Below are 21,144 nucleotides of genomic sequence, written 5' to 3' on the forward strand. Positions count from 1 at the left end.
TGTGCGAAAAACAATGGTTTGGTTCGGCTATGGCTATTTTTTATTGTGCAGCCAGTCAAAGCGGCTGTGCCATATATTGGGGGCAAGCTTGATCAATACGGCCATGGCGGCAAGGTTCATGAGTGCCACCAGTAAATACAGTCCAGAGATCTGATGGAAAAACATGAGGAAAACCATGCTGAGCAGGGCGGAAACCACCATGAATAGGCCGTTGACGATGTTGTTGGCGGCCACGGCATGGCCTCGAAAGGCTTCTGAGCTGGCGGTTTGTAGCCAAGTATATAGGGGAACAGAGAAAAAACCACCAAAAAAACCGAGGGCGAAGATGCAGGCGGTGATAAAAGGCGTTTTGCCCTGTTGTAAAAACTGGCCTAAGGTCAGCAGTTCGCCTTGATGGAAGGCAAAGGTTAAGAGCGCCAGTGCGGTGCCAAAAATACTCATGCCAACGGCGCCAAAGAGCACTAGGCCCAGCTGTAAGGTATTGCGGCTGAGCTTGGCGCACACCAGTGAGCCGGCGCCAATGCCGATAGAAAACAAGGCCAGCATGAGGCTAAATACGTGGTCGTCGCCGCCTAAGTGCAGGCGGGTATAGGTCGGCAATTGGGTGGTATAGGTTGCGCCTAATAGCCAAAACCAAGAGATGCCCACGATGGCAGCGCGCACCTGCGGTTGACGGTAGGCATCTTTTAACAGCACTGAAGTGCTTTTGAGGATGTTGAAGTCGATGCGGGCAGTTGGGTCAGTGGCCTTGACGGCGGGCATGCCCAGGCTGCTGATGAGGCCTAGAATGGCAAAGCCAAACAGCAGGGCCAGCATGGGCGCAAGGTCGGCGTTGACCATACTGCTGCCGAGCATTTGGCCAAGTAGGATGGCGAGGAAGGTGCCTAGTTCTATCAGGCCATTGCCTGACAGAAGCTCGTGCTCCTTTAAATAATCAGGCAGGATGGCGTATTTAATCGGGCCAAAGAAAGTAGAGTGGGTGCCCATTAAAAACAGGGCCGTGAGCAAAATGTAGACGTTGTGGTACATAAAGCCGACGGCGGCAAACACCATGATCAAACACTCCACAAGCTTCACGTAGCGCGCGATGGTGGCTTTATTGTATTTGGTACACAGCTGGCCGGCGAGGGCGGAGAATAAGAAATACGGCAGGATGAACGTTAGGGCACCGATATTGAGTAGCTGTTCGGCGGGCAGGGTGCCGGCGCCAAGGGCGTAATAGGTAATGAGGACAAACACTGCCGTCTTGAGCAGATTGTCATTCATTGCCCCTAAAAACTGGGTCACAAACAGTGGTAGGAAGCGACGTTTTAAAGCAAAGGGAAACAGTTTTGACATAGGGCACCTTGTGGTGGTGAGCGTTAATCCGGCAGGTGGTTGTCTGGTGCTTGACCGGCTTTGGTCGTGGTTTTTTTGGCCTTAGGCTTTTGGGCGTCGGCATCGTCATCGTCCATCAAAATCCGATGGCCTGGACCTTCTAGGTCATCGAATTGCCCGGATTTGGCTGACCACCAAAAAAATGCCCCAATTAAAAAGGCCAGCAAAATGCTCAAGGGAATGAGTAAGTATAAGCTTTCCATTAGAGGATTCCCACCAGGTCGACCAGCTGATACTGGCGCCCATTTAAAAACAGCCATTCATCTTTAATGTGGCCCAGCAATTCATCTTCGGCGCTGAATATTTGCGCCTGTGCCTGTCCTGGCTGAAAGCGCCAATACAGAGGCGATAGGGCTGCGATGTCGGCCAGAGTTTGGTATTCAGCCAAGGCCATGTCTGCAGGGTCACTGCTTTGTGCGCGGAACAGGCATTGGCCAGCGCTGGCGTCGCCATCATCGGCGGCCATCACTAAAAAGCCTAAATGCTGTCCCTTAAGGGTTTGGAGTGCGTAATTCATATGCCAGATAGTCTAACACTCTTTTTGGCGTCTGCGTTCCGATGTCGGAATAAAGACCCCAAAAAGAGTGCCGTGGGTTAGGAGGGGCTCACTGGGTTTAAGAACCAATAAGCTTGCTGCCCTTTTGTGCTTTTTTACCGGTACCTGCGGTTTGGGCGCCTGATTTATCTGCCTTAGCCGGAATCAGCGCCAAGGATTGGCCGACGCGAATATTGTTGTCACTGAGCTTATTGGCTTTGCGTAAGTCGTCTAGGCTCAAGTTATTGCGCTGGGCGATGGAGTAGAGCGTGTCGCCAGGTTTAACCGTATAGAATAAGTCTTTGGCGCGTGGTGCTGCTGGCGCTTCGGCTTTTTTGGCTGGCGCAGGTTTGCTCACAGGTGGCGTATAGCTAACCTTGATGTGGGCGTTGCTGGCGCTGTTGTTGGCCAGCTTTACGCTATTGCCTTGGTTGGCCACGTTTGCGCGTGGTGCCGGTGCGGCAGCGGCCAATTGAGTCGGCGCAGGGGTGTTGATGCTAGGCGCAAAGCGAATGGGCGCGCTGCTTGGCGCCACTTCGCTAGGAGAAGCGCTGTGGCGTGCTTCGGCCAGCTGTAGCGTGGCCAATAGCGGGTCGTCATCCACTGCGGGTTCGGTTTGGACGCTGATGGCTTCAGGCAGGCCGCCAATCGGCATGGCCACGGCAGGTGCTGGCGCTGCTGCGGCAACTTGAATGGGTTGCGGCGCGGCAGGTTTGGCTGGCGTCAATACCACGACGTTGGGCTGGCTGCTGGGTGGCACCACCCATTCGGTGTTTTGAGGCGCTGGCTTAGGTGCAGCGGCCTGAACGGGGGCCGGTGCTGGCGCCGCGACCTGAACCGGAGCAGGGGCGGTGTACTGTGGCGCCGCGCTGGCCATCATGGTGGGGGCCGCATTGGGCATAAAGATCGGTTCTACCGGTGTGGCCAAGCTGTTTTTGGCGATCAAAATGGTTGAGCTCGCGCGCAGCTTATTGCTGGATAGCTGGTTTAAGCGTTTGATTTCAGCAATGCTCATGCCAGTGTTGGCGGCCAGCTGAGCCACGTCTTCACCCGCCGTTGGCTGGTAAAAGTCCCAAGACAGCAAGGTGTTCTTGTCGGCTTTTTTCAGATTGGCGCGGAAGGTGTCAATCTTGGTGACGGGCAATAAAATGCGCTGCACGTTTTGGGTGGCGACTACCGGCGCCACCACGCCAGGGTTGAGGCGTTCAAACTCAGCGGCGGTAATGCCGGCTAGGCGGGCTGCCGCTGCGGTGTCAATGGCGTGATCAATGGTGACCACGCCAAAATAAGGCTGGTCGGCAATGGGCGCGAGCTTCAATGCGAATGTTTCTGGGCTAGCGATGAGGTTACGCACGGCCAATAGCTTGGGCACATAGTTACGCGTTTCTGCCGGCATATTGAGGTTTTCGTAGGTGATCTCTTTACCTTGGGCTTGGGCGCGCTTAATGGCTTTGCCCACATTGCCTTGACCCCAGTTGTAGGCGGCCAGCGCCAACGACCAGTCGCCAAATAAATTGTGCAGGTATTGTAAATAGGTTAGTGCGGCGTCGGTGGCGGCGTAAACGTCTAGGCGACCATCGTATAGATTGTTTTGGGTCAGGCCGAAGTCGCGCCCGGTGGCGGGCATGAATTGCCATAGGCCAGAAGCGCCCACGCGCGATTTGGCGCTGGTGACAAAGGCGCTTTCAATAATAGGCAGCAAAGCAATTTCGGCGGGCATATTGCGTTTTTGTACTTCTTGCGCAATATGGTACATATAAGGTTCGCTGCGCTCAACGATGCGGTTGAAGTAGGGCAGGCGAGTTGAATAATACTGTTCGTGTCGACGCACGATTTCTGGGTTGACTTCAGCCATTTGGAAGTCGTTGCGTAGCTTAGACCAGACGCCATCAGGATGGCCGACAAAGCCTTTTAACGGCGCAGAGTTCATTTGCATGAGGTCTCGGGCCACGCCGGCAGCGTTGATGCTGGCTTGAGCTTGGGCCGAAAGGCTTAAAATGGGCACAATGCTGGCAAGCGATAGCGCGATTTTCTTCAAGGCTGTCATAATTGTACGATACCCAAATTTAAATAAACACCAAATCGTATAAGATATTAGGGCGCTTTGTCAATGCAAAGGCCTTGGGTAATTGCTTCATTATTATGTCTTTTTCAATGAGAAAGCGGCATAAGCGGTTGAGTCTCGGGGCCTAGCCCTGATTTTTTAATTCTCGTAAAGACTGAAAAATAGCAAATTCTGTTGCGCCGGCTTGGCCGATGGTGGTGGCAATATGGGCGCTGTGCGTGCGTAAAAAAGGATTAATCAGGCGCTCCTTCGCTAAAGTAGTGGGCAAAGAGACCGGGTGTTGATCGCAATAGGCGAGCGCCGCTGCTACGTCAGGATTGTCAGGGTCGACTCGTTGGGCAAAGTGTAAATTACTGCGCGTGTATTCATGTGCAGGATAGAATAGGGTATCGTCAGGTAAGGCTTTGAGCTTATTGAGGCTGGCGTACATTTGCGCATAGGTGCCGGTAAAAACGCGGCCGCAGCCTGCGCTGAATAAGGTGTCGCCACAAAATACATGGCGTCGATCGGTACTGTCGGCCCATATGAAGCCTAAATGGTCAGCCGTGTGTCCTGGGATGTCGAGCACGTCAAATGAACCGACGATCGTGGCCACTTGGTTTGGTTCTGAGACGGGGTGAGACACTAGCGCAATGCTGGCCGGCCCATAAACGGGACAGTCGGGATAGTGGCTGAGGAGCTCTGCTACGCCGCCGATGTGGTCGGCATGGTGGTGGGTGATTAAGAGGGCATTCAGCGTCAGGCCTTGGTTCCGTAAATAGGCCAAGACGGGCGCTGCCTCACCAGGATCGACGACGACGGCCTGATTTTGTTGGCTTAAGGTCCAAATGTAATTGTCGTTAAAAGCGGGGATGGGCACGATGTGGGTAGGGTTCATGGCAGGTTCTCGCTGGGTTATTCATCATGAAGGAGGGCATCATGGCAGTGGCTGAATTTGGTCGTTGGGCATTAAGTGCCCCTGCAGGTCAGTATGTGTTGGCGCAGGAGCAAGCCTTTTATGATCAGCATGCGGAAGACATTTTTGGCTATTATGCGGTACAAATTGGGCTGCCGGAGCGGCAGTTTTTGCGCCAAAGCCGAATCACGCATCGGCTGAGCTTGGCGCCAGCCGGTCGCGTGGACGTCTGTGCCCAAAGTACAATGTTGCCTCTGGATTGTCAAAGCATGGATTTAGTGGTGCTGCCGCATGGCCTAGAAATGACGGCGCATCCGCATCAGGTATTGAGCGAGATTCATCGCGTGTTGGTGCCAGATGGTAAGCTTTTGTTGACAGGCTTTAACCCTGCTTCGTTATGGGGCTTGCCGAGTCAGCTTGCGCAGCCAGGCCTACCGTCACGGCAGGCTATGGTGGGGGGGCTGCGGGTAAAAGACTGGCTGGCTTTTTTAGGTTTTGAAGTGGTGGCTTGGCAATTTATGGTGTATGTTCCGCCTTGTCGGCAAGAGCGTTCACTGCAGCGATGGCGTGCATTAGAGCGTTTAGGCCCGCGTTTGTGGCCTAAACTGGGGGCCGTGTATGGCTTGCATGCGGTGAAGCGCACGCCAGGCGTACACCCTTTGAAAATGGCCTGGCGACAGGCCAATGCCGCTCAGCAGGCGCAGCCGGCACCGATTAAAGACGAAGCCTTATTAAATAAACCGAATCGACAGGTAAACAAACAGCATGAGTGATGAACAAACAGAGCATAATACGGTTTATATGTACGCCGATGGCGCCTGTAAGGGCAACCCTGGCGTGGGGGGGTGGGGCGCATTGTTGCGCTACCAAGGCCATGAAAAAGCCATTTGTGGGGGGGCTTTAGACACCACCAATAATCGCATGGAGCTACAAGCAGTCATTGAGGGTTTAAAGCTATTGAAGCGGCCGTGCGTGGTGGCGGTGTATACAGACTCGCGCTATGTTCAGCAGGGCATCAGTGAGTGGATTGTGGGCTGGAAAGCCAAAGGTTGGCGTACGGCCAACAAGAAACCAGTGAAGAATGATGATTTATGGAAGGAGCTGGATGCGCTGACGCAAGGCCATACCATTTCCTGGCATTGGGTGAAGGGTCATGCTGGGCATCCGGGTAATGAGCGTGCCGATGAGTTGGCTAATGAAGGCGTGGATAAGGTTTTGGCCGGCCAAGCTTAGCTTGATTTGTACGGTAGGCTTGATGAGGCACTGTCTAGAAAGGTTTAGACAGTGCCTTTTTGTTTCGATTGGATTGAGCCAAGTGGCTTGTTGACGCCGATACGTAAGGGGTTTAAGCCCAAGCGTTGAGCTTGGGCCTTGGTTGGCGATCGTGGTGTACTTTATGGCGTCAGCGGGCTGACGCTTAAGGTATCGGCCTGTTGGCGTAAGAGGGTACGCAAAAGATGAAGGCTGTGTGGGTCAAACAGCAGTTGCCCATTGGGCAGGACTAGGGCTCCGCGATAAAACTCATGCGTTGTTAGCTGTAAGGATAAGGGGTGGCGTTCGCTCACGAGCATACGGTCAGGATAAGGCCAGTCCTTTAGCGGCAGTTCCGTGAAGGCCGCTTCGGCGCGCAGATTGTGGTCGTTGATCGATTCTTCACCTACGCAAGCCCCCTGGCAAGCGTGCATGTCGTATTGTGGACAAGGTTTGCCTTTGGCTAAGGTGGTCGGCAAAATGCCTAAGCTGGCCTGACACAGCTGGTGTTTAAGGGCTAATTGGCTTAGTGCGCGCTTAGCTGCTTTGGGGTGGGCAAACAGGCCGTATAGCGGTGCGTGTAAAACCCCGGCTTGAACCGATTTAATGTGGGCCTGTAGCTGGCCATGCTCATTAGCCTTGAGGCTGAGCGTAAAGGATTGGGCGGCATCTGGGTGGGTGACCACTTCTGGGTGGTGTTGGTGCAGCCATAATAGGCCTTGAATATAGGCATCAAACGGGCCAACGGCAGGTAGATAGACCAAACGATGGGCGCTTTTGATCCAGTCTGGGCGTTTGCTGCGGATAAAGGGGCTGCGTGCTTCGATGTAGGCCCGTTCGTGGTCAGACCAGCTGAGTAAGTCGTCCTGGTCATTGTAGAACAGCACCGTGCCGGCATCGTCGGGTAGCGCATTGAGCGCATCGGCGAGGCTGGTGGGCGTGTGTGGGTTAAGCGCGTGAGGGTTGATTAAGGCCTTGGCCTGAGCCAGCCACGCAGGCGCCCCCATTTCTTTTAGGCTGATGTGCAAGAGCTGATAAACCGCCTCGGCGTCTGGCATGGCGCGGTGGCGATCCAAGAGCTGAATATTAAAGCGAGCGATGATGCTGTCTAGATTGTGTTTATGGTGCTGCGGATACAGCTTGCGCGAAAACTTCACCGTACACAGCTCTGGCGCGCGAAAGCTTAGGCCGGCGCGCATGAATTCATGGCGTAAGAAGTGGTAGTCAAAGCGCGTGTTGTGGGCAATGATCAGGGCTTGGTTGAGCTCTTGGTGTAAGACGGGCGCTAACTCTTGAAAGGTCGGGGCATCTTTAACCAGTTCATCATCAATGCCGGTGAGGTTGGCGACGAAGGGGGGGATGCTTTGTTGGGGGTTAATCAGCCAGCTTTGGCGCTGCACGCCGGCGGCCGTGATTTTAATTAAAGCAACTTCAGTGATGCGGTCTGTATAGAAATGACCCCCGGTTGATTCTAAATCAACGATGGCAATCGTGGGGTGGAGCGTTAAAAGTGATTGATGTAGTTCGGATTGTTGTTGCGCAAGGGTCGTCATGACAAATAAAGGGCCGCAGCGGTTTTTAAAGCGCTCATTGTACTATTTTTTGAAAGAATAAAAAAACTTTAAAAAAGGTGTTGACAGGATGGCCTAGGGTTCCTATAATTCAGCCTCTTTGTTGCACCCGTAGCTCAGTTGGATAGAGTATCTGGCTACGAACCAGAGGGTCGGGCGTTCGAATCGCTCCGGGTGCGCCACAAAGACTATGCGCTCATCGTCTAGCGGTTAGGACACCGCCCTTTCACGGCGGCAGCCGGGGTTCGATTCCCCGTGGGCGTACCAGTTTCGAAAAAAACACTTCCTTCGGGGAGTGTTTTTTTTTGGCCGTTTTTTTTGGGTGCCTTAATAATCATACTGATCAATGGATGGTTTACAGGCCATTTGTAGGGTGGTGCAAAGCGTAGCGTGCCCACCACTCCTAAGGTGCTCAGGTGCCCACATTTACAACCCGCGTGGGTCATGACCCACCCTACGCTTAAGGGCCTGCGCTGTAGACGTAAAAAAAAGCATAGGGAACGATACGATAAACCCTGGATTATTGACCGTCGCGTAGGGTGGGTAAAGCGTAGCCTACCCACCACTCCTAAGGTGTTCAGGTGCCTACATTTAAAACCCGCGTGGGTCACGACCCACCCTACGCTTAAGGGCCTACGCTGTAGACGTAAAAAAAGTATAGGGAACGATACGATAAACCATGGCTTACATATTATCCCTAAATGCGGCCTATTTTAGGGCTGAAATTGGCCGCATCATAAAGCAATGGTTAAAAAAGTTGGAACTTCACTAACAGGCTATGACTCGTACTATAACCTCTTAAACAGAAAATAAAGGACAGATTCATGACTAAACCCCTGTTGAAATGGTTGCCTGCCGTTGCCGTGATGGCAGTATTAACTGGCTGCGCCGCACCTGGTACAGCCGCCGATGCTGATCAAGGCAAAGATGCTGCACCGAAAGAGGTTGCTGTAGACACCACAAAAGACGTGACTTATGCCTGCGGCCAGCAAGGTGATCAAAAACTGGCGGTGAAATATGGCTTTAAGGGCCAAGAAGCCGTGGCGGCGGTTGTGACCTATCAAGATCAAACCACGCCAGTGCTGTTGCGCGATCCCAAGCAAGAAGGCAACGTGTTCCAAGGCAGTGGTATTACCTGGGCGTCTGGTGCCGCGACTTTGGCCAATGTGGCCAGCGTGGACGGTAATATGTTGATGCAAGAAGGCACGCAAGAAGAAGGCGGCAAGTCGACTGAGGTGAGCAACATCATCACCAAGTACTGTAAAGTAGTGGCCAGCTAAGTTTGCTTGCAATGATAAACCGTGTACTGCCTTGTGGGCGGACACGGTTTTTTTATGGGCGAGTGGCGGCTGGCTTACATGGATTGCGCCATGGTTTTGAGGTCCAACCCTGCTGCGCCTAGCCAATAGCCATTGCAATCTTGTGCGTCGGTTAAGGTTAACGGGTGGGCGCCTTGCTCATTGGCTTTGAATTGCTCAATTAGGGCAAGGGTGCTTAGGCCTTGCGGCGACAGCCTCACCACGTCGACGAGGCCGCGCATGCCGTCCAATTCATTGCCGAGGTTATAGCAGTAGCCGCTTTGGGTTTGTAAACCGTTCAACACAAACACCTGTTGGCCTTCTTGCGAGTGTACCGCTCGGCCAGTAGGGTAATGAATACAGCAGGTTTTACACTGATCTTTATCACGATCCTCTGAGCGGGCGGTAAAGCAGCGGGCTGAAATGGCCAGTGGTAGATGGCCATAGCTGAATACCTCCACTTCAAAGCGGCCGCGAATGCTCAGCGTGTCGCACTGATCTAGGGTTTGTGCCAGCCAGCTGCGCGACAGCTCTACCGGCATGCACCAGCGCATCATGCCTTGGCGCAGCAGAATCTTTAAGGTGTAAGCGTTGTAAACGTTGAGCGCAGGGCCTGCAATAAACGGCAGCTTACGTTCGGCAGCCAAATGCACGGCGCTTAGGTCGTTGGCTTCGATGAGAAAGTCACCGTTGTCGATGAGCTGGCGCATTTCTTTGAGTTCAAACGGCGCTTCGATCAACGTCATGGTTGAGAGCACGACTTGCTTACCGGATTGAGCCACGGCTTTGGCCAGCTCAATCCAGTCGCCGGCGCTCAGTTCTCGGCGTTTGCTGCACACGTTTTCGCCCAGATAGATGATGTCGGCTGAGCTGTTTTGAGCGGCTTGATAAAAGGCTTCGGTGTCGGCTTTGGGCCAGTAATATAAAATGGGGCCAAGGGCGTATTGCATGAGAGGTTCCTTTATTTCCATTTACGATGGTAGGCGCCCAGCGTGGTTTGGGTGCCTTCGGAGACGGCGCCTAAAGTGGCCATCCATTCGGGTTTGGGTGCGTAGGCTTCAGGGTCGCGTAGGCACGCATCAATGGCTTGACGCCATACCTTAGCAACTTGACCCACGTAGGCGGGGCTGCGCTGACGGCCTTCGATTTTGACCGAGGCGATGTTGGCTTTCAGTAGGTCGGGTAGCAGGGCGAGGGTGTTTAGGCTGGTGGGCTCTTCCAGAGGGTGGTAGAGCTGGCCGTCGACAAAGTAACGGCCTTTACACAAGGTCGGGTAGCCAGCGTTTTCGCCTTCTTGATGGCAGTCAATCAACACGTCGTTGAGGCGGGACTCTAAGCCCTTGGGCGTATTGGCCCAGCGTACGTATTGAGCAGGTGAACAGGCGCCAGCAGTATTGGGCGACTCACCGGTTAAATAAGAAGATAAGTAGCAACGACCTTCGGCCATGATGCACAGGCTGCCAAAGGCAAAAACCTCTAGCGGTACAGGGCTGGTTTTGGCCAGCTGGGCGACTTGAAACAGCGACAAGACCCGCGGCAGCACGACGCGATGCACGGCGAAGTTGCGGTGGTAGAAGTTGATGGCTTCCACATTGGTGGCGGATGCCTGTACGGAAACGTGGCGTTCGATGTGAGGATGACGTTCGGCAGCGTAGTCGAGCATGGCGATGTCGGCCAAGATTAAGGCGTCGGCGCCAATGGCGGCGGCCTGGTCGACGGCGCGCTGCCAACGGCCAAAGCCATCGGGGTGGGCGAAGGTGTTGATGGCGACGTGTAGTTTCTTGCCGCGTTGATGCACAAATTCCGAGGCTTCTAAAAGCTTTTTGTCGGTGAAGTTGAGGCCGGCAAAATGGCGGGCGTTGGTGTCGTCTTTAAAGCCGATGTAGACGGCGTCGGCGCCTTGGTTGATGGCCTCTTTTAAGGCCGGCAAATTGCCGGCAGGACAAAGTAATTCCATGGTGACCTCTATGGTGTGATCGAGGCGCTCTGACGGCGCCAAACGATCCTCATCATAATGAGTCCCTGTTGGGGCGTGTTTGACATTAAGCAGAAAAGCATGGCTTGAAGGCGGCGGCAAATTTTAAAGTGACCTTTATTTGATTTAAGCCCAAACGTTAAATTGGCAGCCAGTAATAATGAGGGTTTGACCAAAGGAGGAATGAAGATGCTGTCGCAACTACACTGTAATTTGGTGCGCCATGCGCCCAAATGGTTACGTGGGCCGTTGGGCATGACGCCCTTTGGGCTGAAAAAACAGGTATTGACCCATTTGATTTCATGGCAGCTTAACGAAGCTTTGGCCGAGGGTGAATTGGATTTTCTAAGTGAGAAATGGCTGCGCATTGAAGTGCGTGATCTGGGTTTGGCTTGGGCGATGACGTTAAAAAACCAAAAAATTGTCGTGGTGCCTGCCGATTCAGTGGTGGCTGATGTGTTGTTTAGTGGAGAAGCCAATGATTTGATTTTGATCGCGGCGCGCCAGCAAGATCCAGACACCTTGTTCTTTCAACGTCGGCTCTGGGTTGAGGGTGATACTGAGCTGGGGCTATACGTTAAAAATTTGATGGATGCGGTTGATTTAGACGCGATGCCGACGGCGTTACGCGTCGGCATGCAAAAGTTGGCGCAGTTCGTGGCTGCGGGCCAGGCGGCGCCAGCTACGGCCAGCGTGACGGCAAGTTAACGCTTCGATGAGCCACAAAAAAAGCCTAAGCGGTGTTGCTTAGGCTTTTTTGCGGTTGAGGCTTAGGCCTCGAGCTTGGCCACGCGGCCGAGGTGGCGGCCTGCCTGTGGGGTGGCGGCGAGCCAAGTGTCAACCAAAAGCAGGGCTAGGCCTTCGCCGACTACGCGTTGGCCGAGGCAAAGAATGTTGCTGTGGTTGTGTTCGCGGGTGGCTTGAGCCGAGAAGGTGTCGCTGACCACGGCGGCGCGAATACCGGCTACTTTATTAGCCGCAATCGACATGCCGATGCCGGTGCCGCAGCACAAAATACCTAGGTCTGCTTCTTGTGCCAACAGGGCATCGGTGACTTTTTTGGCGTAGTCGGGGTAGTCGACGCTGGCGTCGGCGTCAGTGCCCAGATTGATGACGTCTATGCCTTTGGCGCTGAGGTGCTGCACAATGGCGTGCTTAAGCTGGGTGCCGCCATGATCGTTGGCGATCGCAATTTTCATATGATTCACTCGTGATGATAAAAGAACAAAGGTAAAAAAACCGCGGCCCATTCTGGCGCGGTTTTGGACGACTGGCGGCGAGGCCGCCAGTCTGTGGCTTAATCTGGCCGAACTTGGCTGGCGGCCAAGGTTTTGGCTAGATATTTGCCGGTATAGCTTTTGGCGTTGGCCGCTACTTCTTCAGGGGTGCCGGTGGCGATGATCATGCCGCCGCCGTCGCCGCCCTCTGGGCCTAAGTCGATCACGTAGTCGGCGGTTTTGATGACGTCGAGGTTGTGTTCGATGATGACAATGCTGTTGCCTTTGCCTTTGAGGCGTTGTAAAACGTCCAGCAGCATGGCGATGTCGGCAAAGTGTAGGCCGGTGGTCGGTTCATCCAAAATATAGAGGGTGCGACCAGTGTCGCGCTTAGACAGCTCCAGCGCCAGCTTCACTCGCTGCGCTTCACCGCCAGACAGCGTGGTGGCGCTTTGGCCGAGGCGAATATAGCCTAAACCGACGTCCATTAAGGTTTGAAGCTTACGATTAAGTGTTGGTACGGCTTCGAAGAAGGTCAGAGCGTCTTCGACGGTGAGGTCGAGCACTTCGCTGATGGTTTTGCCTTTGTACTGGATGTCTAAGGTTTCGCGGTTGTAGCGTTTGCCGTGGCACACGTCACAAGGCACGTAAACGTCGGGTAAGAAGTGCATTTCGACCTTAATCATGCCATCACCCTGACAAGCTTCGCAGCGGCCACCCTTAACGTTAAAGCTAAAGCGGCCCACGCTGTAGCCGCGCTCGCGCGACAGCGGCACGCCTGCAAACAGTTCCCGAATCGGAGTGAATAAGCCGGTGTAGGTGGCTGGATTAGAGCGTGGCGTACGGCCAATCGGGCTTTGGTCGACGTTAATGGCTTTGTCTAGATGCTCGAGGCCGTGGATGCTGTCGTAAGGTGCCGACTCTTGGCTAGCGCGGTTAAGCTCTTGCGCTGCGATTTTAGACAAGGTGGCGTTGATGAGGGTGGACTTGCCGCTGCCAGACACGCCGGTGATGCAGGTAATCAAGCCTAAAGGCAGATCCAAGGTAACGTTTTTAAGATTATGGCCGCGGGCGCCTTTCAGTATTAAACGACGATCAGGATTGATCGGGGTGCGTACTTTGGGCATGTAAATGGCTTTTTTACCGGATAAGTATTGGCCGGTAATGGAGTCTGCGCTGTTGGCCACGTTTTCAGGCGTGTCGGCAATCAATACGGCACCGCCGTGTTCGCCCGCGCCAGGGCCCATGTCGACCACGTAGTCGGCGGCGCGAATGGCGTCTTCATCGTGTTCCACCACAATCACGCTGTTGCCTAGGTCGCGTAAGCGCATCAAGGTACCCAAGAGGCGATCGTTGTCGCGTTGGTGTAGACCAATAGACGGTTCGTCTAACACGTACATGACGCCGGTTAGGCCTGAGCCGATTTGGCTGGCCAAGCGAATGCGCTGGGCTTCGCCGCCGGACAAGGTGTCGGCGCTGCGGGACAGGTTGAGGTAGTCTAGGCCCACGTTGATCAGGAAGCTGAGGCGGGCGCTGATTTCTTGCAGGATTTTTTCGGCGATGGCCTGTTTATTGCCTTCTAGCGTGAGGTCTTTAAAAAACGCATGGGTGGTTTTTAGCGGCCAGGCGCTGATGTCTTGAATGCTTTGGTTGGCGACGAATACGTGGCGTGCCTCTGGGCGCAGACGAGCACCTAGGCAGACAGGGCAGGCCTGATGGCTTTGGTATTTATACAGCTCCTCGCGCACGGTGGCCGAATCGGTTTCGCGATAGCGTCGCTCAAGATTAGGCAAAATGCCTTCAAACGCATGGCTGCGGTTAAAGTGGGTGCCTTTTTCAGACAAATAGGTAAAGTCGATGACTTCTTTTTTCGAGCCGTTGAGGACAACGTCTTGTACTTCTTTGGTTAAGTCTTCAAAGGGAGTGTTGATGTCGAAGCCGTAGTGACCGGCCAGCGACTGAATCATCTGGAAGTAAAAAGCGTTACGCTTGTCCCAGCCCTTAATCGCGCCAGCGGCTAAAGACAGTTCTGGGTGGGCCACCACGCGATTGGGGTCGAAGAAGTTGGTGGCGCCGAGGCCATCACATTTCGGGCAGGCGCCCATGGGGTTGTTAAAGCTGAATAGACGCGGTTCAAGTTCCAGCAGGCTGTAAGCACATTTCGGACAAGCAAATTTAGCCGAAAACCAGTGTTCGGTGCCGTCGTCCATTTCCATTGCCATGGCGCGGCCTTCACCGTGCTGTAGGGCGGTTTCAAAGCTTTCGGCCAGACGCTGCTTGGCGTCGGGGCGAACCTTTAAACGGTCGATCACGACTTCAATGGTGTGCTTTTGATTTTTATTGAGGCTGGGCAGGGCGTCTAGCTCATGCACCGTGCCATTAATGCGTACGCGGGCAAAGCCTTGGGCGCGTAAGTCTTCAAATAAATCTAGGTTTTCACCCTTACGGTTGACCACGGCAGGGGCCAAAATCATGATTTTGGTTTCGTCTGGCAGCGCTAAAACATGGTCGACCATTTGAGAAATGGTTTGGCTGGCCAGCGGCTCATGGTGTTCTGGGCAGTAGGGCGTACCGGCGCGAGCAAATAAGAGGCGCAGATAGTCGTGAATTTCGGTGACCGTGCCCACGGTGGAGCGTGGATTGTGGCTGGTGGCCTTTTGCTCGATCGAGATCGCGGGGGATAGGCCTTCGATTAAATCAACGTCGGGCTTTTCCATCATTTGTAAGAATTGGCGCGCATAGGAAGACAGGCTTTCTACGTAGCGACGCTGACCTTCTGCATACAGCGTATCAAACGCCAACGAGCTTTTACCACTGCCAGATAAGCCTGTCACCACAATGAGTTTGTGGCGAGGTAGGTCTAAATCGACGTTTTTAAGGTTGTGCGTGCGCGCACCGCGGATCCGAATGTATTCCATGTTTGCTGACACCAATTAAATGAACCTGTTATTATAACTTGTTTTTCGCTTCTCCGTTTGATTGGTCTACATTTGCTTTTGGAATGGTTCTGATCGGACGACTATATCTACTTTTTAGAGAACAGGAATACTGTTATGACTGACGTCGTTACCTTAACGCGCAAGCCCAGTCATACGCCCCACCCATCGGTGGCGTATTGGCGTGTGTGTCAAATTGAAGATTTGTATGCGCTTCCTTTTTTAGATTTAGTGTTTCAGGCGGCTGAAGTTCACCGCCAGCACTTTGATCCCCGAGCGGTACAATTATCCAGCCTGCTGTCGATTAAAACCGGCGGCTGCCCCGAAGACTGCGCTTATTGTCCGCAGTCGGCCCACTTTAGCACCGGCGTTGAAAAACAGGCTTTACTGTCGGTAGAGGAAGTCTTGGCTAAGGCCAAGATTGCCCAATCGCGCGGCGCCAGCCGTTTTTGCATGGGCGCTGCTTGGCGTGGGCCTCAGCCTCGCGACGTGACCAAAGTGGCCGAAATCATTAAGGCGGTGAAAGATTTAGGCATGGAAACCTGTGGTACTTTTGGTTTGCTTAAAGACGGCATGGCAGAAGAGCTGCGCGATGCCGGTCTAGACTATTACAACCACAACCTCGATACCGCCCCCGAGCATTACGATGACATCATTCAAACCCGTGAGTTTGATGACCGCATCAACACCCTAGGGAAAGTGCGTACGGCCGGCCTTAAAGTGTGTTGTGGCGGTATTGTAGGCATGAACGAAACCCGTAAAGACCGCGCCGGTCTGATCGCCAGCTTGGCTAATCTAGATCCTCAACCTGAATCGGTGCCGATCAATCAGCTCATCAAGGTGGAAGGTACGCCTTTGGCCGATGCTGAAGACTTGGATTGGACTGAGTTTGTGCGCACCATTGCGGTGGCGCGCATCACCATGCCCAATAGTTACGTGCGCTTATCGGCAGGTCGCCAAAACATGCCCGAATCGGTACAGGCCTTATGCTTTATGGCCGGTGCCAATTCGATTTTCTACGGCGAGAAATTATTAACCACGGCCAACCCAGAACAAGACGATGATCAGGTATTGATGGCCAAGCTTAATTTGTATCCTTTACAGTTGAACCCAACCACTTAATACCCTCATAATCATAAGCGAATCACAGCAAACGGCAGCCCTTAGGGCTGCCGTTTGTCTTTGGCGGTAGGGGCGGTATGATGGCGCGTTCATGCCCATGCTGGCCTTGAGTTTGAGTAGGGTCAGGTCCTTAGCGCTGAATCGACTAGACGTATGCCTGCGGTGCTGTGGCTATTTGTGCCTGCATAGTGGTTGCCAGCCGCAGCCAATCATTTTATAGTCAACTTGGTTTAATCATTATTAAGGATAGACATGAGCACCCATTCCCGCCTCTTGCTGGCCGTTTTTACCTGTATGGGCCTGTCTTTGGCCCCCGTTGGCGCTAAAACCCTACCGCATACGGTAGACAATGCACGCCAGCAAACGGCGTTTCCGTTTGTGGTCTTGAAAAAAAACCTGACGGCGACCGTGTTGAATGAAAAAGGCAAGCGGGTCAAAGAGACGGTGGCTGAATTACGTTATCCTAAGTTTCAGGCCGCATGGCTAAACTGGCTGGTGGAAAAACCAGCTTTGGCCTGGTTTGAAGACGACGCTAAGGAATTGCGTGAGAGCTTTCTTGAGTTTCAAAAGGATGAGCCGAATGCCTTTGCTTGGAGCGCCAATCAACACGTTTACGTGAGTGCACAAAGCCCTCGGGCCTTGGTCATCACGCGTGAATACGATACTTATTCGGGCGGGGCGCATGGCTCGGCCTGGGTGCACTTCGACAATATTGACGTGAAAACGCAGCGCGTGGTCAAGCTGGCCGATTTATTCACGGCTTCTGAATTAAAGGCCTTAACTGGGATTGCAGAACCCTTTTTTCGCTTAGATAATGAGGTAAAGGCCAATGAAACCTTAACTGAGAGCGGCTACTGGTTTGAAAATGATCAGTTTAAGCTGCCAGAGCAGTTTGCCCTAACGGAAGACGGCCTGTTGTTTGTGTATGGCCAATACGAAGTAGCGCCTTATGCCGCAGGGATGCCCGACTTTGTGCTGCCCTATGGCGCCATCGCTAAGGCTAAAGATGGCAAAAGTTTGCTGTCACAGCTAGTTAACCAGATTAAAAATAAATAGGACGATGCCTTATGCCTGATTCATCTGCTTCAGACTTGCCTATAAAGGTGCAGCAAGTCATGGCCTGTTTGGCCGCTAGCGGCGTCGACAGCCGTTTACACATGAGCACAACCTCAGCTAAAACGGCCGTATTGGCTGCTGAAGTGCTGGGCGTGTCGGTGGGGCAGATTGCCAATTCCTTGATTTTTCAGGATGAGGGCAGCGGTGAGCTGGTGTTGATTGTGGCGTCAGGCGCGCACCGCGTAGACTTGGCCTTGATCCACGAGCAAACCGGGCGACGGCTGGTTAAGGCTGCTGGGAAAGACATTAAAGCCAAAGTGGGGTATGCGATTGGCGGGGTGCCGCCTGTGGCGCATTTAAGTGCTTTGGTGACGTTTTTGGACGAGGCATTATTACAGTATGAGACGGTGTGGGCTGCCGCTGGCGTGGCCGAATCGATGTGTTCGTTGCCGCCGCAGTCGTTGCCGTTGTTGACGCAAGGGCGTTGGGTGAGGGTGGCCGAGTCGGCAACCACGTAGGCCGTTTTGCCATAGAGAGGGTCGAAGCCCCTGCGGCTTAAGCTTCTGAGGGGTGCGGCCGTGATAGTAGGCTGCGCTTTTTTACCCTAAAGCGATGCCTCTAAACAAAAATAGACAGCCTAGAGCTGTCTATTTTTTTGCGTGCTGATTTTAGGGGACGAACAAGAGCATGCCAAACATCACAAAAAGGCTGAGGTGGATGAGGCCCAGCACGGCATGCGTGCGCTGGCCAGCAAAGCTCAGCATGCTTAAGGCGATGGTCAGCACCAGCAGCACGGTTTCGGTGGGGTTTAAGCCCATGTGCAGCGGCTTGCCTAAGGCCCAGGCCAAAAGCAACACGGTGGGGATGGTTAGGCCGACGGTGGAAACAAAGGCGCCCAAACACAGATTGACGGCCCGCGTCATGTCGTTGGCCAAGGCGGCTTTTACTGCGGTGATGGATTCAGGGGTAAACACGATGATGGCGATCAATACGCCGCTGAGCGCAATAGGGGCACCGGTGGTGCTGATGCCAATATCAATCACAATGGCCAAATGATGCGCCAATAATACGATGGGCAACACGGTGAGCACCAAAACCACAGAGCGGCCGATGATCATGCTGCGGGCCACTTTGGCGGCTGTTGGCTCAGACGCTTCGGTAGGGGCGTCGGTGCTGCTGATGGGCGCTTGATACAGGCCTTTATAGCGGCCAATCTGGCCCCATAAGAAGGCGGCGTAGAGGCCTAAGGTCAAGACCGACACCACCCACGCTTGAGCAGGATGAAACTGGCCTTGGCCGCTGGTGAAGTTGGGCAATACCATGGAAATGCCGGTGAGCAGCACGATCATGGCTAAATAGCTTTGGGCGCCTTGGGCGTTATGGCTTTGCTGGCCGTAGCGCCGACCGCCAAGCCACAGGCCGAGGCCCATGACGAGGTTCATGATGATCATCATCACGGAGAAAATGGCGTCTTTACCAATGGTGGGGTTGTCGCCAGGGCCAAGGAGGACGGTGGCGATTAAGATGACCTCGATCAGCACGATGGATAAGGTCAAAATCAAGGTGCCGTAAGGCTCGCCTAGGGCGTGAGCCAGATGATCGGCTTCGTTCACCACGCCAAACGAGGCGAAAATAATACTGCCGAACAGCACAGAAAAAATCACGCTGGCGCTGACGGTGCTCATCGGTTGCGCCAGCCAAACGTCGGCATACACGGCAAACAGCCCAACCATGCCCCAGCCAATGAAGAGGCGCAATAGGGTGAGCGGTGGGCACAGCTGTTGCCACAAAGAAGGGGAAGATTGAGTGTGTGTCATGGGCGGTTTCCAGAATACGGGTCGTCCCAACAGGTCACGTTCAGGCCAGTCGTCTGGCCTTATTGCCTACATGGTGATGCAGCAACCGTTAATAGAAAAATAAGAAGCAATTATAGCAACATTTTGGCCTAGGCCCAAGCCTTAGCCAGAAACCTGTAGGCGGGCGATGATGTCTTCTTTTAATAGCTGTACCAGCGGCGCGCTGACGCTTTGCGGACTGTCGATGACGGCCACGCTGAGCGTAGGTAGCTCGGGCAGATGGTGTTTGTTTAACACTAAAAAACCCGGTGGGACGCTGCATTGAGTCACTACCGCAATGGCCATTCCGCTTTTCACTGCGGCGAGCTGCCCCGCAATATAAGGGCTGCTGTAGACGATACGATGGCCGCCTTCGAGGCTGGCGAGGCTGTGGATGATGTTTTTACGGGCCTGACTGCCGAATTCATACATGGCGATGGGCAGGGGGCGTTTTTGCCAAACAGGGTAGGCTTCTGCACCTAGCCACAGCAGCGGTTCGTTGAATAAGAAGGTGCCTTGGTCGGGCGTGTCTCGGCTGATGATGGCCAGATCCAGCTCATTGGCTTCGATTTTGGGAATGAGGGCAGAGGATGGCTCACAGATTAACGACAGCTCAATAGCAGGGTATTTTTCGGTGAACAGGCTCAAGACTTGGGGCAGATATTCTGGCGCATAGTCATCGGGAATGCCTAGGCTGATTTTACCCGCGACGCTGGAACCAACCAAGGCCTGTAGCGCCGTGGCATGGGAGGCCAAAATGCTTTGGGCGTAACCCAATAGCTCTTGCCCAATCGGGGTGAGGCTGAGGCGGCGCCCTTCGCGGATGAATACCTGACGTTGCAGCACGGTTTCGATGTTCTTGATGTGCATGCTGATCGCTGACTGGGAGCGAAAAACCGTTTTGGCCGCATCGGTCATCGATCCGCTTTGGGTCACGGCGACAAAGCTGCGCAGCCACGCGATTTCTAAATCCGGTAAGGCCATATGGCGTCCTTTGTATTTGATAATCGAATAGATAATGCCCGTATTATTCGTTTTGATAAAGATATTTCGTCCTATAGACTGAATGTACGATTAATTAACCCATAAGGTGGCCATATGACGCCGCTACGTTATCAGTTTGCCCTTCAGACCTGCGCCATGCTTTATGGCGCCACCGCCATCATCGGCCATCAATTGACGGGCAGTGTGGTGGCGACGGTTTTGGTGCGTGGCTTATTTGCTTTTTTGACGTTGAGCGTGGTGTTGCTGTTGAGTCGTGCGCCACGACTCAAGCCAGTGAGCGCGGCGAATGTGGCGAAACTCATGGTGTCGGGCATGCTGCTGGCGGCGCACTGGCTGTTTTTCTTTCTCAGCGTGCACACGGGCGGCATTGCTATTAGCACGCTGAGTTTTGCCAGCTTTCCAGCCTTTGTGCTGTTGTTTGATACTTTGTTCTTTAAAGAACGATTGACCGCTACCGATGTACTGGTGATTGGCTTGATTGCCTTAGGCTTGCTGTTGGTGACGCCGGCCTTTAGCCTGTCGCACGGCTCCACGATTGGGCTGTTATGGGGCGTGGCCTCGGGCATGTCTTACAGCTTGGTGGTGCTGTATAACCGCCATAATCAAACCCATCTGGGCGCGGTGCAGTCATCGTGGCTCCAGTTCTTGGGCATTACCGTGGTGCTGCTGCCGTTTGGTGCCGCAAGCCTAGGCGATTATTCTGTTCAAGACTGGTGGTTGTTGGCCTTTTTAGGGGTGGCCTGTACGGCGGTGGCGTTTACTCTGTTTGTCTACAGCCTCAAGGGTGTCGCGGCCAAAACGGCGTCGGTGGTGATTGCTTTAGAGCCGGTCTACGCCATCATGATGGCGTGGCTGTTCTTTGCGCAAGTGCCAACGGGTAAAATGATGTTGGGCGGTGCGGTGATTCTGGCGGCGGTGCTGCTGTCGCTGCGTGGTCCTAGGCCGACAGCGGCGCCTAAGCGAGCGGCGCAGGCATAAAAAAACCGCGAGCTTAGCTCGCGGTTTG

The 21,144-nt window shown here is 53.8% G+C and carries 20 protein-coding genes and 2 tRNA genes; 10 read left to right on the forward strand and 12 right to left on the reverse strand.

Features of this window, described 5'->3' with window-relative positions:
- Positions 1–33: 33 nt before the first annotated feature.
- The 5 genes from AB8Q18_02025 to gloB all read right to left on the reverse strand — a co-directional run bounded on the left by AB8Q18_02025 (position 34) and on the right by gloB (position 4,854).
- Positions 34–1,338 (reverse strand): MFS transporter, encoded by a 1,305-nt coding sequence (locus tag AB8Q18_02025; GenBank protein XDZ51848.1) that lies wholly within the window; start codon positions 1,336–1,338, stop codon positions 34–36.
- A 23-nt stretch (positions 1,339–1,361) separates the two neighbouring features.
- Positions 1,362–1,580, reverse strand: a complete 219-nt coding sequence (gene ccoS / locus AB8Q18_02030; protein ID XDZ51849.1) for a cbb3-type cytochrome oxidase assembly protein CcoS — start codon at positions 1,578–1,580, stop codon at positions 1,362–1,364.
- On the reverse strand, positions 1,580–1,894 hold the full coding sequence (locus tag AB8Q18_02035) for a hypothetical protein (GenBank protein XDZ51850.1): 315 nt from the start codon (positions 1,892–1,894) through the stop codon (positions 1,580–1,582). The genes ccoS and AB8Q18_02035 overlap by 1 nt, the downstream gene beginning before the upstream one ends.
- A gap of 97 nt (positions 1,895–1,991) precedes the next feature.
- A complete protein-coding gene (locus tag AB8Q18_02040) occupies positions 1,992–3,950 on the reverse strand; it encodes a transglycosylase SLT domain-containing protein (GenBank protein ID XDZ51851.1) in 1,959 nt (652 codons plus the stop codon).
- A gap of 151 nt (positions 3,951–4,101) precedes the next feature.
- The gene (gene gloB / locus AB8Q18_02045) at positions 4,102–4,854 is read right to left on the reverse strand and encodes a hydroxyacylglutathione hydrolase (protein ID XDZ51852.1); all 753 of its coding nucleotides are present in this window, start codon (positions 4,852–4,854) and stop codon (positions 4,102–4,104) included.
- Between the two features lie 41 nt (positions 4,855–4,895).
- Here gloB and AB8Q18_02050 point away from each other — a divergent pair, with 41 nt between their 5' ends.
- Together AB8Q18_02050 and rnhA are read left to right on the forward strand one after the other, a co-directional pair.
- Positions 4,896–5,645 (forward strand): class I SAM-dependent methyltransferase, encoded by a 750-nt coding sequence (locus AB8Q18_02050; protein XDZ51853.1) that lies wholly within the window; start codon positions 4,896–4,898, stop codon positions 5,643–5,645.
- A complete protein-coding gene (gene rnhA / locus AB8Q18_02055) occupies positions 5,638–6,105 on the forward strand; it encodes a ribonuclease HI (GenBank protein ID XDZ51854.1) in 468 nt (155 codons plus the stop codon). Before AB8Q18_02050 ends, rnhA begins: the two co-directional genes overlap by 8 nt.
- Positions 6,106–6,266: 161 nt before the next feature.
- On the opposite strand, the gene AB8Q18_02060 is transcribed toward rnhA, so the two are convergent.
- Positions 6,267–7,676 carry an exonuclease domain-containing protein gene (locus AB8Q18_02060; protein ID XDZ51855.1) on the reverse strand — a complete coding sequence of 470 codons (1,410 nt, stop codon included), beginning with the start codon at positions 7,674–7,676 and terminating at the stop codon, positions 6,267–6,269.
- A 123-nt stretch (positions 7,677–7,799) separates the two neighbouring features.
- On the opposite strand from AB8Q18_02060, the gene AB8Q18_02065 reads away from it, so the two are divergent.
- The 3 genes from AB8Q18_02065 to AB8Q18_02075 all read left to right on the forward strand — a co-directional run bounded on the left by AB8Q18_02065 (position 7,800) and on the right by AB8Q18_02075 (position 8,974).
- A tRNA-Arg gene (locus AB8Q18_02065) sits at positions 7,800–7,876 on the forward strand.
- A gap of 10 nt (positions 7,877–7,886) precedes the next feature.
- A tRNA-Glu gene (locus AB8Q18_02070) sits at positions 7,887–7,961 on the forward strand.
- A 557-nt stretch (positions 7,962–8,518) separates the two neighbouring features.
- Positions 8,519–8,974, forward strand: coding sequence for a hypothetical protein (locus AB8Q18_02075; protein ID XDZ51856.1), 456 nt, complete (start codon positions 8,519–8,521; stop codon positions 8,972–8,974).
- A 74-nt stretch (positions 8,975–9,048) separates the two neighbouring features.
- Here AB8Q18_02075 and AB8Q18_02080 read toward each other — a convergent pair whose 3' ends face one another.
- Positions 9,049–9,942: a U32 family peptidase gene (locus AB8Q18_02080; GenBank protein ID XDZ51857.1), complete on the reverse strand. Its 894-nt coding sequence runs from the start codon at positions 9,940–9,942 to the stop codon at positions 9,049–9,051.
- Positions 9,943–9,953: 11 nt separating this feature from the next.
- Positions 9,954–10,949: a peptidase U32 family protein gene (locus AB8Q18_02085; protein XDZ51858.1), complete on the reverse strand. Its 996-nt coding sequence runs from the start codon at positions 10,947–10,949 to the stop codon at positions 9,954–9,956.
- Between the two features lie 207 nt (positions 10,950–11,156).
- Here AB8Q18_02085 and AB8Q18_02090 point away from each other — a divergent pair, with 207 nt between their 5' ends.
- On the forward strand, positions 11,157–11,675 hold the full coding sequence (locus tag AB8Q18_02090) for an SCP2 domain-containing protein (protein ID XDZ51859.1): 519 nt from the start codon (positions 11,157–11,159) through the stop codon (positions 11,673–11,675).
- Between the two features lie 62 nt (positions 11,676–11,737).
- On the opposite strand, the gene rpiB is transcribed toward AB8Q18_02090, so the two are convergent.
- Both rpiB and uvrA read right to left on the reverse strand, forming a co-directional pair.
- Positions 11,738–12,166, reverse strand: a complete 429-nt coding sequence (gene rpiB / locus AB8Q18_02095; GenBank protein ID XDZ51860.1) for a ribose 5-phosphate isomerase B — start codon at positions 12,164–12,166, stop codon at positions 11,738–11,740.
- 98 nt (positions 12,167–12,264) lie between these two features.
- A complete protein-coding gene (uvrA, locus tag AB8Q18_02100; GenBank protein XDZ51861.1) occupies positions 12,265–15,102 on the reverse strand; it encodes an excinuclease ABC subunit UvrA in 2,838 nt (945 codons plus the stop codon).
- Between the two features lie 135 nt (positions 15,103–15,237).
- Between uvrA and bioB the strand changes: the two genes are divergently transcribed.
- The 3 genes from bioB (at position 15,238) to AB8Q18_02115 (ending at position 17,816) form a co-directional block, all read left to right on the forward strand.
- Positions 15,238–16,242, forward strand: a complete 1,005-nt coding sequence (gene bioB / locus AB8Q18_02105) for a biotin synthase BioB (GenBank protein XDZ51862.1) — start codon at positions 15,238–15,240, stop codon at positions 16,240–16,242.
- Positions 16,243–16,494: 252 nt separating this feature from the next.
- Positions 16,495–17,298 (forward strand): DUF3298 domain-containing protein, encoded by an 804-nt coding sequence (locus AB8Q18_02110; GenBank protein XDZ51863.1) that lies wholly within the window; start codon positions 16,495–16,497, stop codon positions 17,296–17,298.
- An 11-nt stretch (positions 17,299–17,309) separates the two neighbouring features.
- Positions 17,310–17,816: a YbaK/EbsC family protein gene (locus AB8Q18_02115; GenBank protein XDZ51864.1), complete on the forward strand. Its 507-nt coding sequence runs from the start codon at positions 17,310–17,312 to the stop codon at positions 17,814–17,816.
- 150 nt (positions 17,817–17,966) lie between these two features.
- Here the strand turns inward: AB8Q18_02115 and AB8Q18_02120 are convergent, their stop codons facing one another.
- Together AB8Q18_02120 and AB8Q18_02125 are read right to left on the reverse strand one after the other, a co-directional pair.
- A complete protein-coding gene (locus AB8Q18_02120; protein ID XDZ51865.1) occupies positions 17,967–19,115 on the reverse strand; it encodes a calcium:proton antiporter in 1,149 nt (382 codons plus the stop codon).
- A 141-nt stretch (positions 19,116–19,256) separates the two neighbouring features.
- Positions 19,257–20,117 carry a LysR family transcriptional regulator gene (locus AB8Q18_02125; protein XDZ51866.1) on the reverse strand — a complete coding sequence of 287 codons (861 nt, stop codon included), beginning with the start codon at positions 20,115–20,117 and terminating at the stop codon, positions 19,257–19,259.
- A gap of 114 nt (positions 20,118–20,231) precedes the next feature.
- On the opposite strand from AB8Q18_02125, the gene AB8Q18_02130 reads away from it, so the two are divergent.
- Complete coding sequence (locus tag AB8Q18_02130) at positions 20,232–21,116, forward strand: DMT family transporter (protein ID XDZ51867.1); 885 nt, start codon at positions 20,232–20,234, stop codon at positions 21,114–21,116.
- Positions 21,117–21,144 lie beyond the last annotated feature (28 nt).

The sequence above is a fragment of the Neisseriaceae bacterium CLB008 genome, from assembly GCA_041228285.1.
Classification (GTDB): Bacteria; Pseudomonadota; Gammaproteobacteria; order Burkholderiales; family Neisseriaceae; genus JAGNPU01.

Bases quoted from the DNA above. Each gene is read 5' to 3' on its own strand.
- AB8Q18_02110 (XDZ51863.1), top strand. From the start codon at position 16,495: ATGAGCACCCATTCCCGCCTCTTGCTGGCCGTTTTTACCTGTATGGGC.
- gloB (XDZ51852.1), bottom strand. From the start codon at position 4,854: ATGAACCCTACCCACATCGTGCCCATCCCCGCTTTTAACGACAATTAC.
- AB8Q18_02120 (XDZ51865.1), bottom strand. From the start codon at position 19,115: ATGACACACACTCAATCTTCCCCTTCTTTGTGGCAACAGCTGTGCCCA.
- AB8Q18_02080 (XDZ51857.1), bottom strand. From the start codon at position 9,942: ATGCAATACGCCCTTGGCCCCATTTTATATTACTGGCCCAAAGCCGAC.
- rnhA (XDZ51854.1), top strand. From the start codon at position 5,638: ATGAGTGATGAACAAACAGAGCATAATACGGTTTATATGTACGCCGAT.
- AB8Q18_02115 (XDZ51864.1), top strand. From the start codon at position 17,310: ATGCCTGATTCATCTGCTTCAGACTTGCCTATAAAGGTGCAGCAAGTC.
- AB8Q18_02075 (XDZ51856.1), top strand. From the start codon at position 8,519: ATGACTAAACCCCTGTTGAAATGGTTGCCTGCCGTTGCCGTGATGGCA.
- AB8Q18_02060 (XDZ51855.1), bottom strand. From the start codon at position 7,676: ATGACGACCCTTGCGCAACAACAATCCGAACTACATCAATCACTTTTA.
- AB8Q18_02050 (XDZ51853.1), top strand. From the start codon at position 4,896: ATGGCAGTGGCTGAATTTGGTCGTTGGGCATTAAGTGCCCCTGCAGGT.
- AB8Q18_02035 (XDZ51850.1), bottom strand. From the start codon at position 1,894: ATGAATTACGCACTCCAAACCCTTAAGGGACAGCATTTAGGCTTTTTA.
- ccoS (XDZ51849.1), bottom strand. From the start codon at position 1,580: ATGGAAAGCTTATACTTACTCATTCCCTTGAGCATTTTGCTGGCCTTT.
- AB8Q18_02125 (XDZ51866.1), bottom strand. From the start codon at position 20,117: ATGGCCTTACCGGATTTAGAAATCGCGTGGCTGCGCAGCTTTGTCGCC.
- AB8Q18_02085 (XDZ51858.1), bottom strand. From the start codon at position 10,949: ATGGAATTACTTTGTCCTGCCGGCAATTTGCCGGCCTTAAAAGAGGCC.
- rpiB (XDZ51860.1), bottom strand. From the start codon at position 12,166: ATGAAAATTGCGATCGCCAACGATCATGGCGGCACCCAGCTTAAGCAC.
- AB8Q18_02090 (XDZ51859.1), top strand. From the start codon at position 11,157: ATGCTGTCGCAACTACACTGTAATTTGGTGCGCCATGCGCCCAAATGG.
- bioB (XDZ51862.1), top strand. From the start codon at position 15,238: ATGACTGACGTCGTTACCTTAACGCGCAAGCCCAGTCATACGCCCCAC.
- AB8Q18_02130 (XDZ51867.1), top strand. From the start codon at position 20,232: ATGACGCCGCTACGTTATCAGTTTGCCCTTCAGACCTGCGCCATGCTT.
- AB8Q18_02025 (XDZ51848.1), bottom strand. From the start codon at position 1,338: ATGTCAAAACTGTTTCCCTTTGCTTTAAAACGTCGCTTCCTACCACTG.
- uvrA (XDZ51861.1), bottom strand. From the start codon at position 15,102: ATGGAATACATTCGGATCCGCGGTGCGCGCACGCACAACCTTAAAAAC.